Origin of the sequence: Microbacterium sp. SORGH_AS_0421 (genome assembly GCF_030818635.1) — a bacterium.
Taxonomy (GTDB): Bacteria; Actinomycetota; Actinomycetes; order Actinomycetales; family Microbacteriaceae; genus Microbacterium.
Window position 1 is genome coordinate 1,783,453 of sequence record NZ_JAUTAO010000001.1, and the last position, 16,450, is coordinate 1,799,902.

General features: G+C 66.8%; 8 protein-coding genes. 1 reads left to right on the forward strand and 7 read right to left on the reverse strand.

Translation table 11 applies throughout. From position 1 onward, the window contains the following. Positions 1-85: 85 nt before the first annotated feature. Positions 86-754, reverse strand: a complete 669-nt coding sequence (locus tag QE416_RS08540) for a TetR/AcrR family transcriptional regulator (protein ID WP_307315268.1) — start codon at positions 752-754, stop codon at positions 86-88. A gap of 122 nt (positions 755-876) precedes the next feature. Here QE416_RS08540 and QE416_RS08545 point away from each other — a divergent pair, with 122 nt between their 5' ends. Further along, positions 877-2,352, forward strand: a complete 1,476-nt coding sequence (locus QE416_RS08545; protein WP_307315270.1) for an FAD-dependent oxidoreductase — start codon at positions 877-879, stop codon at positions 2,350-2,352. A 166-nt stretch (positions 2,353-2,518) separates the two neighbouring features. Here QE416_RS08545 and QE416_RS08550 read toward each other — a convergent pair whose 3' ends face one another. From QE416_RS08550 to QE416_RS08575, 6 genes are all read right to left on the reverse strand, one after another. Continuing rightward, on the reverse strand, positions 2,519-3,151 hold the full coding sequence (locus QE416_RS08550) for a LysE family translocator (protein ID WP_267786227.1): 633 nt from the start codon (positions 3,149-3,151) through the stop codon (positions 2,519-2,521). A gap of 383 nt (positions 3,152-3,534) precedes the next feature. Further along, positions 3,535-5,100, reverse strand: a complete 1,566-nt coding sequence (locus QE416_RS08555; protein ID WP_307315274.1) for an FAD-dependent oxidoreductase — start codon at positions 5,098-5,100, stop codon at positions 3,535-3,537. After that, positions 5,093-7,393, reverse strand: a complete 2,301-nt coding sequence (locus tag QE416_RS08560; protein ID WP_307315276.1) for a molybdopterin oxidoreductase family protein — start codon at positions 7,391-7,393, stop codon at positions 5,093-5,095. Before QE416_RS08560 ends, QE416_RS08555 begins: the two co-directional genes overlap by 8 nt. Then, positions 7,393-8,823, reverse strand: a complete 1,431-nt coding sequence (locus QE416_RS08565) for an MFS transporter (protein WP_373458842.1) — start codon at positions 8,821-8,823, stop codon at positions 7,393-7,395. The genes QE416_RS08560 and QE416_RS08565 overlap by 1 nt, the downstream gene beginning before the upstream one ends. Positions 8,824-9,283: 460 nt before the next feature. Continuing rightward, positions 9,284-11,632 carry an AAA family ATPase gene (locus tag QE416_RS08570; protein ID WP_307315282.1) on the reverse strand — a complete coding sequence of 783 codons (2,349 nt, stop codon included), beginning with the start codon at positions 11,630-11,632 and terminating at the stop codon, positions 9,284-9,286. An 11-nt stretch (positions 11,633-11,643) separates the two neighbouring features. Then, entirely contained in the window at positions 11,644-16,410 is a 4,767-nt protein-coding gene (locus QE416_RS08575) for a type ISP restriction/modification enzyme (protein WP_307315285.1), read from the reverse strand. Between the last annotated feature and the right edge of the window lie 40 nt (positions 16,411-16,450).

Here is a 16,450-nt window from a genome sequence, read left to right on the forward strand (position 1 = left end):
CAACGTCCGGGTGTTTTGGACACTCAACGGGTGGGGCGGGCGGGCGGGCGGGCACGCGAGGGACGGCCCCCGCGAAGCCCGCGCGTCAGTCGCCCAGCGCCCCGCGCAGGCGCCGCGTGACTTCCGCGGCGGGCATGCGACGGGGGAACGCCGCGACGATCAGGTCGTCGCCGGCCGCGTCATCGCCGTCGGGGTGCACGCCGTAGCGGCGCAGCACGTCGTCGAGAGCGCGACGGAGAATGGATGCCGGCACCCGAGCCCCCCGCATCAATCGGCGCAGCACGTGATTGTGCACCGCCGTGACCGAGGCCGCGAAGCCGACGGCATCCAGGGGGTCGAGACCGGGGAGCGCTTCGCGCAGGTACTCGTCGAAGAGGCGTTCGTAGCGGAACACCGTGACGATCTCGCGGTCGCGAAGGCCCGGGATCTGCCGCACGATGGCGTAGCGGCGTCGGGCGACCTCGGGGTCGGCGGCGAAGTGCCGGAACACGCGCACCGACGCCTCGCACACGGCCGCCCACGGATCGTCGTGCGCCTGGGCGAGATACGCGCGCGTCTCGGCGAGAAGCACCTCGTGGTCGGCGAACACGACGTCTTCTTTGCCGCCGAACTGCCGGAAGAACGTCGATCGCGACACCCCGGCCGCCTGCGCGATTTGCTCGACCGAGGTCTGGTCGTAGCCGTGCTCGACGAAGAGGTCGATAGCCGCGGACACGACGGCGGTGCGGCTCGAGGGGGCGGCGCTGTCGGTCACGCCCCGAGCCTATCCGCGGGCCGCCCGCGTGCGGCGTCGGGTTACGCGGGCGTCGCGTAGATGATCGGGGCGACGGTGGCAACCGCATACCGAGACCCTCGCGCCCGCGATGGGATGAACGCATGACCTCCTCCCTGTGGCACCGCGACCAGACGCCCGTCGACGGGACGCCGTTCGAACCCGACACCCGGCACGACGTGGTCATCGTCGGCGCCGGGATCACCGGCCTCTCGACCGCCGTGATGCTCGCCGAGGCGGGGGTCGATGTCGCGGTGGTCGACGCAGGCCGCGTGGGGCAGGGGGCGACCGGGGCGTCGGTGGGTATGGCATCCGTTCTGCAGGGGACGACCCTCGCGGCGCTCCGCGCCCACCATCCGGCCGGACTCGTGAAGGCGTATGTCGACGCGAACCGCGCGGGGCAGGAGTGGCTCGCCGAGCGCGCCGGCGCCGCTGCCGATCGGCGCACCGCCTTCACCTTCGGGCGGGGTCTTGCCAGCGATACCGCTCTCGACGCGGTACGCGATGCGGCGCGCGAGGCCGGGCTGCCCATCCGCGAAGACGGCCCCGCAGACCTCGGCGGCCGCACCGCTGTGCGTGCCCTGGCCCTCGACGACCAGCTCGCCCTCGACCCCGTCGCACTCTTGCGCTCCCTCGCCGAGGCGGCCCTGGCGGCCGGGGCGACGCTGCACACGGGCGTCCGCGTGACCGACGTGCACGCTCTGCCCGCCGGTCGCGCCGACACCGATCACGGCACGATCTTCGGCGACACCGTCGTTCTCGCCACCGGTACGCCCATCGCCCGCCGCGGTCTGTACGACCTGAAGACCCGGGCGCTGCGTTCTTGGGCGATCGCCTTCGAGATGGCGGGGGATGCCGAGGCCCCCGGCGGCATGTGGAGCGAGGTCGGCGCCGACGGGCGCAGCATCGTGGCGGCACCGTCGTCGTTCGGGCGCGGCGTTCTGCTGGTGACCGGGGCACGGCATCCGGTCGGCTCGGCGCCCTCGGAGGTCGCGCTCGCCGAGGGGCTCGCCGCCTGGGCACGCCGCACGCTCCCGGTGGGCGCGGAGATCGCCCGCTGGTCGGGCCAGGACTACCAGTCGCACAACCTCGTGCCCTTCGTCGGAGGGATGCCGAGGGGCCTCGGACGCCTCCGCTTCGCCACCGGATACGCCGGGTGGGGCCTGACCAACGCCCCCGCCGCCGCGATGCGGTTGACCGACGAGATCCGCGGCGTCTCGCGCAGCGACCGGCCGCAGTGGATGCGCACGATCGGCACGCGCATGACGGTTCCCGCCGACCTCGGCCGGGGCGTCGGCGAAGCCGCACGTCGGGTGGGCGTGGCAGCGGGCGCCTTCGCCGCGGCGGCGCCCGCACCGGTCAAGCGACCGGCCGAGGGAGCCGGGGTGGTGTCGCGGCAGGGGCTGCGGACCGCGGCGGTGTCGACGATCGAGGGACAGACGCGCGCGGTGGTGGCCCCGGCCCCGCTCACCTGGAACGACGCGGAGCGCTCGTGGGACAGCCCCGTCGACGGCTCGCGCTACGCCTCGGACGGCACGCGGCTCGAGGGCGCGGCATCCGCGGATCTGGGCGTGCGCTGAGGTCGTCGGGCCTGGCGGGGCTCGGCTCGGCGGCCGCGCCGAGACTACATCTCGCTGACAAACCGGTTGCAGGCTGACGCGGAGTTGTCAGCGAGTTGCCGTCTCGACGGCCGCCACGTCGACGGCCGCCACCTGGACGACCGCCCGAGTCAGCTCTTCGGGCCGGTCAACTCTTCGCGCCCGACAGCGCGAGCGCGCCGCCGAGGCCGATCATCATGACACCGCCCGTGCCCGACAGGGTCGAGATGCGCTTGGGTGAACGGGCAAACCACTCGCGGGCGGTGCCGGCGGCCAGGGCCCACACGCTGTCGCAGGTGAGCGCCATGATCTGGAACATCAGGCCGAGAACGAGCAGTTGCAGCCACACCGCCCCCGCGTGCGGGTCGACGAACTGCGGCAGCACCGCGACGAAGAACGCGATCGTCTTGGGGTTGGTCAGACCGACGACGAAACCCTGACGCAGCAGGGTCCACGACGACGACGGCGCGCGGCTCGCCCCGGCGACGTGAGCGTGGCGATGACGGATGGCCTGGATGCCGAGCCACACGAGGTAGATCGCCCCGACGATCTTGAGCACCGTGAACGCGACGATCGACGACGCGACGATCGCCCCGACGCCGAAGGCCACCGCGATGACGGCGGGCACGGTGCCCAGCGCGTTTCCGACGACACTGAGCACCCCCGCGCGGCGGCCGAGCGCGATGGATCGTCCGATCACGAAGAGCACGCTCGGACCCGGGATGACGATGATGACGACCGATGCGGCGACGAAGGCCACGAGGTTCTCGATCGGAGGCATGCGTGGACTGTACTGCCGTCGCGTTTCGGGACGGTATCGCGCGTGGCAGCGGGCGAAACTCCTGAAATTCGGGATGCCGGTGGCCGTGAACGCGCGCAGGGCGGGGTGATCGCCCGGTTTCTCAGGAGTTTGGCCCGGCGGCTTCGCCTCGCCTCAGCCGGGTCCGGTGTCGGCAGGCGGCGGGGCGGCGCGCCGAGGCCAGAATTCCTACCCGCGTCTGGGGAGGTGGTGCGCGCGTCGCGGCGGGCCGAACTCCTGAGATTCAGGATGCCGGTGGCCGCGGACGCGTTCAGAGGGGGTGGTCACGCGGTTTCTCAGGAGTTCGGCCCGGCCGCCGCCGTGACCCGCCGCCGCCGAGGCCGCCGGACGTGGTGGCCGCGGCCTCACGCCGGCACGGACTCGCGGGCCAGCAGCTCGGTGATCCGCCCCACGCAGCCGCCGCAGCCGGTGCCGGCGCGGGTCGCGGACTTCACGCACGCGACCGTGGGTTCGCCCGCCGCGGCCGCCTCGCGGATCGCCCCGGCGCTCACGCCGTTGCACCAGCACACCGTTGCGTCGGCGGCGAAGGGGTCGGCCACCACTGCCATCCTGGCGTCCGGTGCGTCGAGGCGCAGGAGCGACGAGCGGTCGGCGGGCAGCTCCGAGCCCCGCTCGAACAGCAGGGTCAGCTCGGCCCCGGTCCGCGGCATCCCGACCGCGACGAAGCCGATCAGCACGCCCTCGACGGTGACGAGCTTCACGTACGCGCCGCGCGCGGGGTCGGCCCAGAGCGTGACCTGGGAGCCGTGGCATCCGGGAGCGTGTGCGAAGGGGTCGGCGTCGACCGCGCCGCCGGCGACGACGTCGATTCCCTCGGCCTTGAGCATGACGACGCCGGGGCGTTCGACGGCGACAGGTCCCTCGACTCCGGAAGACAGCAACGCCGCGAGCCTGTCGGCCTGCCGCCAGCCGGGTCCGACGAGTCCGCTCGGACCGCCCGGCACGCGGCCGTCGGCACCGGCTCCGGCGGGGTCGGCGACGTGCGCGCAGTCGCCGATGGCGAAGACGTTCGGGTCGGTCCACGAGCGCGACGCCGCGTCGACGAGCACGCCGGCCGAGGTGGCGAGACCGCAGAGTGATGCGAGCTCCGCCCGTGCCCCGACGCCGCACGACAACACCAGCAGGTCGCCCGCGAGCACCTTGCCGTCGGCGCACACGAGTCCGTCGAACCAGGCCTGACCGTGGTCGTCGTAGCGCTGCACGATGCTCTCGGCGCGCGCGTGGTGCATCATCTCGACGCCCACGGCGCTCGCCGCGGCGGCGAGCACGCGTCCGCCGTTCTCATCCAGCGTCCGGTTCATCGGCGCGGCGGAGTGGTACGCCACGACCACCTCGGCCCCCGCTTCGGCGGCGGCGAGGGCGAGTTCCATGCCGAGCACTCCCGCGCCGAGCACGACGATGCGCTGACCGGCCGAGACCGCCGCGCGCACGTGCTCGGCGTCGGCGAGGTCGCGCAGGGCCACGACACCGCGGGGGAGCGGCGCAGTGCCCTGATCGAGAGCAGAAGGGTCGGCCGGCCGCGCGGATCGGTGCCGCTGCGTCCGCTCGAGCCCGGCGAGCGTCGGCACGTTCGCCCGGGCCCCGGTGGCGAGCACGAGCCGGTCGTAGGGAACACGGATGCCGTCATGCAGGCGCACCACCCCGAGGTCGCGGTCGACGCCGACCACCGTCGTCCCGAGCGCGAAGCGCACTCCCGCTTCTTCAGCGACGCGGCGGTCGCCCATGTCGAGCCCGTCGCGGTCGGTGCGGCCGACAGCGTACTCGGCGAGCAGCACGCGGTTGTACACGTCGTGCGGCTCGGCGCCGACGACGGTCAGGTCGATCCGCCCCTCTCGCACCGCGGGCAGGAGCCCCTCGACCAGCCGCGCCCCGACGGGGCCGTAGCCCACCAGCACCACACGCTCAGACACGGGTCTCCTCCTCGGTGCGCGACGACGGTGTGCGCGACGACGGTGTGCGTGACGTCGGTGTGCGCGACGACGCTGTGCGCGACGACGGTGTGCGTGACGACGCTGTGCTCAGCGACGGGGCGCCCGACGGCGTAGTGCTCGGCGCCGCACCTCTCGCGACCCCGACGAGCGCGGGCCCCACACCCGGGTGCTCCGCCACGACGACCGGCGAGGCCGTGGCGTGAGGGGGCGTGGCATCCGGGATCGCCTGCACCCGCACCCGCGTGCGCTTGAACTCGGGCATGGCCGAGGTCGGGTCGACGACGGCTTCGGTGAGGCGGTTGGCGCACTCGTCGCCGGCGTAGTGGAACGGCAGGAAGACGGTGTCGTGGCGGATGTCGGTGGTCACCGTCGCCCGTGCCCGTACCTCGCCCCGCTCGTTCGACACGGCGACCAGCGCGCCCTCGCGGATGCCGAGGCGCGACGCCGTCGCGGGGTGGATCTCGAGCCGCGCCTCGGGGCGGGCGCCGTTCAGCTCGGCGACGCGGCGGGTCTGGGTGCCCGACTGGTACTGCTGCAGGTAGCGGCCGGTGGTGAGGGTCAGCTCGCCGCCGCGGTCGGTCGGCGCCGGGGGAGTGGCATCCACCGGCACGAGACGAGCCCGACCGTCGGCGTGGGCGAAGCGCTGCGTGAAGGGCCGCGGCGTGCTCTCGGTGCGGTACGGCCAGTACGCCTCGATCCCCGTGTCGAGCAGGGCGTGCGAGAGGCCGGAGTAGTCGGCGACCCCACCCTCCGACGCGCGGGCAAGCTCGTCGAACACCCCGGCCGGGTCGATCGACCAGGTGGATGCCGCGCCCAGGCGCCGCGCGAGCTCCGACATGATCCACAGCTCGCTGCGGGCCCCCTCGGGGCCGGGCAGGGCCTGACGACGGCGGATGACCCGGCCCTCGAGCGAGGTCATCGTGCCCTCCTCCTCGGCCCACTGCAGCGCGGGCAGCACGATGTCGGCGAGCTCCGCGGTCTCGCTGAGGAAGAAATCGCACACGATGAGGGTGTCGAGGGCCTGGAGCCGCTCCCGCAGCGCGTCGACGTCGGGCGCCGAGACGACGACGTTCGAGCCCGCGACCAGCAGCGTCTTCACCGGCCCACCGAGTTCGGCGAGCAGGGCGGTGGCGGGGATGCCGGCATCCGGGATCTCGTCCGGCTCGATGCCCCACACTTCGGCGACGTGCCGGCGCGCCTCGGGGTCGCGGATGGAGCGGTAACCGGGCAGCTGGTCGGCCTTCTGGCCGTGCTCGCGTCCGCCCTGGCCGTTGCCCTGGCCGGTGAGGGTGCCGTAGCCCGAGCCCTCGCGGCCGACCAGGCCCAGCACGAGCGCGAGGTTGATCGCGGCGGTCGCGGTGGCGGTGCCGTCGACGTGCTGCTCGACTCCGCGTCCGGTGAGGATGTATGCGCGTCCCGCGGCGAGGCGCCGCACGGTGGCCCGCAGCTCGGCGACGGGAACCCCGGTGGTGGATGCCGTTCGCTCCGGCCACCACGCGGAGACGGATCGCCGCACCGCGTCGAAGCCTGTCGTGCGCTCCTCACCATAGGCACGGTCGGCGAGACCCTCGGCGAAGGCGATGTGCGTGAGGCCGAGCAGCAGGGGCAGGTCGGTTCCGGGTGCGGGCTGCAGGTGGGTGCCGGCGCCGTCTTGGGTGAGGAGCGCGGTGGCCGAGCGGCGCGGGTCGACGACGATCAGGCCTCCCACGGCGCGGGCCCCGGCGAGGTGCGCGAGGAAAGGCGGCATGGTCGCGGCGACGTTCGAGCCGAGCAGCAGGATCGTCGAGGCGTCGTCGAGGTCGGTGACGGGGAAGGGCAGCCCCCGGTCCATGCCGAACGCGCGATTGGATGCCGCTGCCGCCGACGACATGCAGAACCGGCCGTTGTAATCGATGCGCGAGGTGCCGAGCGCGACGCGGGCGAACTTGCCGAGCTGGTACGCCTTCTCGTTGGTGAGTCCGCCGCCGCCGAAGATGGCGTTGGCGTCGGGTCCGTGGGTGGCCTTCGTGTCGCGGAATGCTGCTGCGACGGCGTCCAGAGCTTCATCCCAGGTGGTCTGGGCGAGGGTGCCGTCGGGTTGCCGGAGCAGCGGCATCCGGAGTCTGTGGGGGGATGCCAGAAGCTCCGCCGACGTCCAGCCCTTCGCGCAGAGCCCGCCCCGGTTCGTGGGGAAGTCGCGGCCGGCGACCGTGGTGGACCCCTCGTGGGTCACGGTCATGGCGCACTGCAGCGCGCAGTAGGGGCAGTGGGTGTCGGCGGAGCTCAGGGACATCAGATGCGGGTTCCGCTCTTCTTCGACATGCGCAGGTACACGCCCGCGGTGAGGGCGAGGAAGGCGACGTACGCGAGGGCGAACCAGCCGAGGGCCGGGGTGTACGAGCCGAACGTGGTCTTCGAGAAGCCGAGCAGCTGCGGAATGAAGAACCCGCCGTACGCGCCGATCGCCGAGATGAGGCCAAGGGCCGCGGCGGCCTTGCGCTGCGCGCCGATGCCGCTGTTGGAGCGCAGGGCGAAGATGGTCGGGATCATGCGGTAGGTCGAGCCGTTGCCCATGCCGGCGGCGGCGAACAGCACCAGGAAGCACAGCAGGAAGATCGCGAAGTTCTGCATCGGCAGGGTGAGGATGACGCCCAGGATGCCGAGACCCATCACCGTGAATGCGCCCATCGTGATGACGGTGCCGCCGAAGCGGTCGGCGAGCTTGCCGCCGTAGGGTCGGGCGAGCGAGCCGACGAGCGCACCCAGGAACGCGAGTGTGACGGTGGCCGTGCCGATCGCGAAGCCCTTGAAGTCGGGGAATGTGTCGGCGAGCAGCTTCGGGAAGACACCGGCGAAGCCGATGAACGAGCCGAACGTGCCGATGTAGAGCACGGCCATGATCCACAGGTGCGGCTCTTTCAGAGCGGCGAGGGATGCCGTGATGTCGGCCTTCGCGCTGGAGAGGTTGTCCATGCGGAGGTAGGCGCCGACCATGGCGACGATGATGAGCGGCACCCAGATGAGACCCGCGAGCGGCAGATTGAGGGTGGCGGCGGCACCGACCGTGATGACGATGGGGACGACGAACTGTGCGACCGAGGCGCCGAGGTTGCCGCCGGCGGCGTTGAGCCCGAGCGCGTAGCCCTTCTGCGCGGCCGGGTAGAAGAACGTGATGTTCGCCATGGAGCTTGCGAAGTTGCCGCCACCGAAGCCGGCGAACGCGGCGATGAGGAGCAGCAGGCCGAACGGGGTCGCGGGGTTGCTGACCGCGATGGCGAGGCCGATGCTCGGGATGAGCAGGAGGCCGGCCGAGACGATCGTCCAGTTGCGGCCGCCGAAGCGCGGAACCATGAACGTGTAGGGGATGCGCAGCGTCGCGCCGACGAGGCTCGGCATGGAGATGAGCCAGAAGATCTCACCCGTCGACAGCTGGAAGCCCGCGGCGGGCAGCGAAACGACGACGACCGACCACAGCTGCCAGACGACGAAGCCGAGGAACTCGGCGAAAATCGACCACCGCAGGTTGCGGGAGGCGATGGCCTTGCCCTCCTTGGCCCACTGCGCGGCGTTCTCGGGGTTCCAGTTGTCGATCCAGCGGCCGGGGCGGTGTTTGAGCTCTGCTTCGGCTGCTGCGGGTGGCGCCGTGGTGGTTTCGGGGCGCGGGTCGGTGACGGTCACGGGGGTCCTCCGTTGGGCGATGTGGGGAGGTGCAGCGCCCCGCATGGGTGGGGCGTGCCGCCAGCGTAGGGAGGGGGCGTTACCCGCGACCGCGTCGGGAGGGGCGGGGAGGTAACGGTTGTCTCACCCGCGGTGGGGGTGGGGGAGAGGGGGAGTTTACGTGGGCGTTACATGCGCGAGAAGGTCTGGGTGGCCGTGCGTCAGTCTTCCAAACTGATTACGCGGTTTCAATTCCCGTCATCCCCTCCACGCCGAGTTCCATACTCCCGACTGGTCTCTTGTCTCACGGGTCATCTGCCTCCCAAGGAGGCGTGACGCGCCGTGGCCAACAGATGGCCAGTGGGTTCACCCTGCTCGCAGGCACCGCCTCTCCGTATGACACTCGGGAGAGCAACATGGCGAAGACAAGAGGAAATCGTTCCGGCAGCATCAGTCCGCACAAGGACGGCTGGCGACTGGCGCTACCTAGCAGCATCCTAGGGCCACTACCCGTCGGACGAGAAGGCTACTCCGAGTCGCTCACGGATTGGAGCGCTTCGACCAAGCTCAGATAATCTATTTCCACCGCCTTGCACATGTCTTTGAAGTGCTTATGATCCGCTAGATACATGAATTCGAGCGACGCGCAAAGTTCCTGCTCGATGGACGGAAAATCGAGCGCCGAGGTTGGACGCGGTTCCTCGCGGTGCGACATACCGTGCAAGAACTTCACGATGCGGCGTGTAAGTACCGGGTCCAGGTTCTCCGCTCTCTGGATCGCATCGACCTTCTGCTGAAAGTCATCAAAGTTCGGTGCCCGAAAGGAAATGAAACCTTCAAGTAGTCGGCGCGCCGCATTCCCCATCAGTGGAAGCGTGTCACGAGCATTTGATAGGACTGACTGCCCGATTGTGAAGAAGAGGTAGTGATATTCGCTTGGGTGCCGGATGAGGCTGCCGGGCATTGGGCGGAGGCTACTCGTGCGCTGCCCGCTGGTGCGGCTAAGCGTGGCTACCATCTCCAAGACAGCGACGCCAGGGAAGGCGATTTCGTTCGCGTTGCCCTCGCGAATCCGCTGGGTCGAGGTGTTGCGCGCATTCTTGCGCTGACGGAGCTGCAAGCGGAAGTACTCGTAGTCATGGGTGAGAACAATCACTTGGGCGAAGTTCTTCGTGCGTTCTTCGGCGAGTGCGAAACCAGCGAACAGCGACTCCTTATCCATGCTCGTTACGGGATCGTCAATCACGACGATGGACTTCGTTGGGTCAACGCCGTCAGCGTCCAATGTCCGTAGGAAATAGGCGAATGCGATGGCATTCCGCTCACCTTCGCTGAGCCTGGTTGCGGGCGTTGAGTCTCGAAGCACCACGTATCCCTTGCCGTCGTCTGAGACTTCAATCCGCAGATGCTTATGTCCAAAGTGGTTACGAACGTCGGCATCAATCTCGATCGCCATCCGGGAGGTATCGTCCTGCGACTGCTCTAACCGTGTAACCGAGAACCTGAGTGCAGATCGTCGGCGCTCGATAGCCGCCTCAGCTCTATCTATGCGCCTCAGACGGTCGAGTATGCGGCGATACGTCGGCCCTTCCGCAGCTGAGTAATGCTCTTCGACAGCCTTCTGAGCCAGTGCCTTGCGGTCGCTCTGCTCGCCGCAGGCATCACGATTCTCCTGGATGGCTAGATCAAGCTCCACGGTATCGAGGGCTGTGAAATCATCGTGGAGTCGCTGTTCCACCGGGAGCGGGACAAGTGGGTCAGCGAGCCGCGCGCCGATGCGTTCCCTTGCGAGCTTCATCTGGGAGAGAATCTCGTCGCTTGTCTGGAGTGCAGCCTCCTTCGCCAGGTCATAGCGTGCACGGACGTCGCTGACAAATGCGAGTGATTCCGGTAGCGCCGCCTTCCACTGGGTTATCTTGCTCGATCTCTCGTCCAAGTACTCCACCGCCTTCTGAAGGCGGGTGCGGAGGTTGTTCAGAGCCTCACTGAAATGGCGATGGTACGACTCGAGGACTTCAGCCGTGACCGTCCCCGCGTTGCAGAACTTGCATGTGTCTCCGGCCTGGTGGAGTTGAAGGCCTGACTCCGCCCAGGTCGATAGGAGACGGTCCTCGTTAAGGTGAGGAAGCACTTCTGATTCAACTGGCAGGCCCAGCAATTCGTCATTGATCGTTCGCTTCAGATCGCTGGCCAACGCGGGCCAGGGCCGGAGCTTATCGACTGGAGACAGGATGGCGGCGGATGCGGCAGCCACTTCCCGCGCCAGATATTCGTCTGTCAGCGCCAAGAGGGACGCATCTGCGAGTAGCGTCCGTGCTCTGGTGACTTGGAAAGTGGTCGTGTTATATCGGGCGAGGTCGCTCGCGCTCAGCGCTGCGATGATGTCGCCCTTGACCTGACGTTCCAGCGCGGCACGTTCGCGCTCCAGAGTTCTTCGAGTTGCGCTTAGAGCCTCCCCACGCCTTCGGAGTACATCGAGATGTGATCTCGTAGCGGAAAGTTCTGCGGCAGCCTCGACGTTCGCCGCGCCGATCTTCAAAATCGTAGGCGACTCACCGGAGCCATCAAGGAATAACGCGAGGGAGTCCTGGACATAATGTCGGTTGTACACGAACACACGCCATGGGAAGTTGGGTCCGTCAAGCCGAACAGAAGAGTTCGCACCGTCCATACGGATCGCGGCGGTCACGACCGAACCCTCGGCCTCACCGTCATGCGCGGCTAGCCTCAGAACCTCAGAGAAGGTGGTCTTCCCGCTGCCGTTCCGGCCGTAGATCACCGTCCTCTTACCCAGAACACACGTTGGATTTGCGCCTGCGAAGGGCTGGGTCGCCAGCGCCCTGAATGCGGAATCGAGTGATATCGCTCGGAGCATCCCTGACTCACCTACTCGATGATGTCGAGCGCAGGCAGTGCGTTCACGAGTTTGACGGTTTCCACACTCACGGTGACGATCCTCGCGATGAGGTCGAGGATGTAGCGAGGGTTGCCCTGCTCCGCGGCCCAGTCGTTGGGGTCGTTCACAATGCCAGACGACTTGTCCGTCTTAATCTGGTAGCGCTCCATGATCCAGTCCAGCGCCGACCGTGAACCGAGCATATACTCTTGTGCCTGCTCGGGGATGCCCGAGACGGTGATGCCGGAGTTGTAGACGATGGTCGTCTTGTCGGCTTCGCGACCACGCTTCAGGTAGCGCATCTTTTCCACGCGCAGGCTCGCGCCGGGGGTCATCGCCTCGGCGAGCGGGTACGGCTCCACGGTCTCGTAATTCAGGTGCAACTCGGCCAGCCTCCTACCCGCGTCGGTGAACTCGGCGAAGGCGCTCGACTTTGGGATACGGGGAAGCATCTTCTTGAGGTCTGCGGCGAACTGATCCCGGTAATCGGGGCTGTGCAGGACACCGTAGACGTAGAAGAAGATGTCGTCCTTCGTCACCTCTGGTCCGAAAGACTTCTGGTAGTCAGCGAGGATCTCGTTAGTGACGTTGTCGATGCGGCGGACCGGGCCATCGCTGTCGTCAAGCGCAGCGAAGAGACTGTCGTCGGCCACGCGCTCCTCGTAGGTATACCTGGGGAACACCTGGCCAGTGGCGATTACATGAAGGTCCGGGACTGCACTTACTGCGACGCAAGAAAACGGGCCAGCTTCACCCGGCGCTGTCACGAAGATGCCGATGTTATCGATCCCGTTCCCAAACATTTCAGGCAACTGGTAGGTGCGATGGTTCAGGTCGGAGTCGAAATACGCGTACTCGACGTTGAAGGGCCGATAGATCGCCCGTGCAATCTTCGAGGCACGGAACTCGTACTTCCGTCCGCGCTCCAGATGTTGGACGGTATCGCCTCCCCAGTTCATCTGGCGCGGATTGTTGTTCCGCTGCCATGGTCGACCTGCGCGCTCGGCATCGGTCTTTTCCCGGAGTTGACTCTGATACATCTGCACTAGAGCCTTCACCTGAGTCTCAACGGCATGGCGTGAGTAGCCATAAACCCAGGGATCGCGCCCAGTTGCGAGTCCACGCGAGTACCTTGCGAAGAAGGTCACATCTGAGCCTGACCGCGCTCCGATGGCGGGCAGCGCTTCAAACGCCTCACTTCGCTGGTTGAGCCAGTCGCCCGCATCATTTGGGAGGATCTCCTCCCACTCAACTGAGGAGTGCGACCGAGCATTCTGCACGATAGCGAGCTTCTCCTCTCTGCTGAGGTAGTCGCCTATGTCGCGATAGAAGACCTTACCCAGGGTGGGCGCGGACGGGTTCTTGATCAGGAGGTAGATAGCGACGGTTGCGCGGCTGCCACTGCCGAAGACCTTGCCGCCTTCCCTCCGCGACTGTTCGCCTGCAGTGCGCTGGTTACCGCGCAGGTTGAAGATGTAGATGCTGCTGAATTCATCTACAAGAGTCTTGCGAAGCCCGTCCGCCGAGTTTGCGTCGATGAATCCGCCATTTGAGACGAAGGCCACAATCCCGTTGTCGCCGACACGGTCAGACGCCCAGCGGATCGCTCGGATGTACGAGTCATATAGCGCGCGCGTGAGCTTCGCCGTGGAGCGTGCTGCATAGGTCGCGGAGATCCTGGAGTCCAAAGTCGGGTACGCGAGGTTTGCATTGTCGTCGTTGGCTGAGTCTTGACCAGATGAATAGGGAGGGTTACCCAAGATAACTCGGATGTCAAGGGCCTTCTGTGCTTCGACTCGTTCGTTGTTCTCGGGGAAGACGCCGTGGCCGTCCATCTGGTCATCGGCTTCGTTCAGCTGGAACGTGTCGGTGAGGACGATGCCTTTGAACGGCTCGTAGCCGCCGCCCAGGAGGTCGTGGTACGTCTCCTCGATGTTGATGGCTGCGACGTAATACGCGAGCAGGACTATCTCGTTTGCATGTAGTTCATAGCGATACTTCCGGGCAAGATCCTCCGGCTTGATCAGACCGGACTGCAGGAGCCGTACGATAAACGTTCCCGTTCCTGTAAACGGGTCGAGGACGTGAACACCCTCGTCAGATATCGACGCGCCGAACTCGGCCTTCAGCGCGTCGTCCACTGAGTGGATGATGAAGTCCACGATCTCGTTGGGCGTGTAGACGATACCGAGTCTGTCGCTGGTGCCGCTGAAAGCAGTGCGGAAGAACTTCTCGTACAGCTCCTTGACGATGGTCTGCTTGGCCGAGGCGTCTGTTATCCCTTCCGCGCGGGTGCGTACCGAGTCGTAGAATTTCGACAGACGTTCGGTCTCCTTCTCCAGATTCTGGCCTTCAAGGGCGTCGATCATGCTCTGCATGACGAGCGAGACCGGGTTGTGGTCGGAGAAGGAGTAGCCCTCGAAGAGGGCGTCGAAGACGGGTTTGGTGATGAGGTGCTGCGAGAGCATCTCGATGGCGTCCCGCTCACCGATGAACGGATTGAGGTTGTCTTGTAGACCCTTCATGAACCGCTGGAACTCGACGCGGAGCGTGGCGTCCGACCCCTCCACGAGGGCCGTAATGCGGGCGATGTGGTCCTCGGCGATGCCGACGACATCCTTCGCCCAGGTCTCCCAGTAGCGCTTCTCCCCGACGCGTTCCACGATCTTGGCCAAAATGGCTTCACGCCACTGGTCCAGCTCTGGAAAGTCGAGCATGACAGCGCCGTGATCGGTGCCCGTCGTGGCATCTTCACGCGCCTTCGAGGTGCCCTTCTTGCCAATGACGCCGACTCGAAGCTTGTCGGTCTTCTTTGTGAGATCGATCTTGTTGATCTCGGCATCAAAACGCTCGTCGTGCGCCCGGAGCGCCTGCAGCACCTGCCAGACCACCCGGTACTTCTTGTTGTCGGAAAGTGCCGTCGCGGGGTCCACGTCGGCGGGCACACCGATTGGAAGGATCACGTAGCCGTACTTCTTCCCATCCAGCTTCCGCATCACACGGCCGACGGACTGGATCACGTCCACGACGGAGTCGCGGGGGTTAAGGAACATCACGGCGTCGAGCGAGGGGACATCGACGCCCTCGGAGAGGCAGCGTGCATTCGTCAGGAGACGGGCGTTGCCGTCGCCTGGATCCTCCTTCAGCCAGTCGAGCTTCTCGTTGCGAAGCAGGACGTTGTAGGTGCCATCGACGTGTTCAGCCTCGACGGCAACAAGGTTCTGAGAGTCCTTTTCTTCCGAATCGATCAGCTCGATCTCGCGAGAGACGACCTGCTCGAACAGCTGCGAAATCTTCTTTGACTCCACGATGTTCCGCGCGAACGCGACGGCGCGCTTCATAGGTTCAGGGTCGAGCTTGAACTCGTCCTGAGTGAGGGCACGCTTGGACAGACCGTTCCAGCAGCCCACGATCTTCGCGGCGTCGTCGAGGGTCAGCTCGTTGTCTTCGTCGGCAAGCAGCCGCTGGAATCTCTTGGAGACGTAACTCTCGTCCACAGCGAGCACGAGAACCTTGTAGTCGGTGAGTCTGCCGATATTGACGGCCTCACCGAAGCCAAGACGATGGAACTCCTCACCGAAGAGCGAGGCGTCGTTCATGTCGGTGAGGACCGCGCCCGCCTCTTCGGCCTTGCTACGTGAGGAGTCGGCGTAGATCTTCGGGGTGGCGGTCATGTAGAGCCGCTTCTTGCCCCGAATGTAGTCCTGGTTGTGGACGCGGACGAATGTCGATTCTTCTGCGCCTGCGAGGGTCACACCGGTGGTGCGGTGGGCCTCGTCGCAGACGATGACATCGAACTCGGGGAGCCCGTCTCGCTGGGCCTGCGCGACCACATCGATGCTCTGGTAGGTCGAGAACACCACAGTCACCGTGGCAGGGTCGTCGGGGGCGACGTTGTACTTCGCCACCAGCCGCTCCGGCTTCGTCGTCGCGGGGTACGCCAGGTCCACAACGGGGGTGTCTTCTTCATCCTTGCGCTTGCCGACCGACACGTCCGAGCACACCGCGAAGGAGCGCAGCGGGCGCGATGCCTCCATGGTCCACTCCTTCAGCGTCTGCGAGAGCAGCGCGATGGACGGCACCAGGAAGAGGATCGTTCCCCCGGCAGGCACCATCCGCTCTACGATGTTGAGCGAGGTGTACGTCTTGCCCGTGCCGCAGGCCATGATCAGCTTGCCGCGATCAGCGGTCTCGAACCCGTTGGTTACGTTTGTGATCGCCTTCTCCTGATGGGGGAAGGGCTTCTTCTGCGGCTTCTTCGTCAGCTCACCGGGGCGCTGCAGCGAGAACTGCGACCAGTCGATCGACGAGTCGTCGAGGTCCTGCACACGGAGGCGTGAGACGGGCGGGTTCTGGTTCTCTACCGCCTCTTCCGCGTTCCTCCCCCACGAGTCCGAGGTGGAGATCACAAGTCGCGACGTGAACTCGGGGACGTAGTCCACAGTGAACTTTCCCGACGCCGAGAGGAACGAGTCGAGCATCGGCTTGGTGACATGCGTGGACGGATCGAAGAACTTGCACTGAATAGCCGTGTGCTCCCCCGTGGCGCGCGCACGCGCCACCAGGTCGATACCCGTGTCGGTGCGACCGTTCCGGTGCGGGTACTCGCTCCAGAGCCACACCTCGTCGTACAGCTCGTAGTACTGCGGCTCCGTCTTCAGATACGCCTGCATCAGCTTCTCGAAGCGACCGCCTTTGTCGCGCTCGTCATACGCGACAGAACGAAGCTCGTTGAGGATCTCGTGGATTCCGGGCACGCAGTCTCTCCCTTGAAGTTGACTATCACCAACGTATGTG

What these genes read in the sequence shown, in the direction of transcription:
- QE416_RS08545 (WP_307315270.1), top strand. Translation starts at nt 877, where the DNA reads ATGACCTCCTCCCTGTGGCACCGCGACCAGACGCCCGTCGACGGGACG.
- QE416_RS08550 (WP_267786227.1), bottom strand. Translation starts at nt 3,151, where the DNA reads ATGCCTCCGATCGAGAACCTCGTGGCCTTCGTCGCCGCATCGGTCGTC.
- QE416_RS08560 (WP_307315276.1), bottom strand. Translation starts at nt 7,393, where the DNA reads ATGTCCCTGAGCTCCGCCGACACCCACTGCCCCTACTGCGCGCTGCAG.
- QE416_RS08565 (WP_373458842.1), bottom strand. Translation starts at nt 8,823, where the DNA reads ATGCGGGGCGCTGCACCTCCCCACATCGCCCAACGGAGGACCCCCGTG.
- QE416_RS08570 (WP_307315282.1), bottom strand. Translation starts at nt 11,632, where the DNA reads ATGCTCCGAGCGATATCACTCGATTCCGCATTCAGGGCGCTGGCGACC.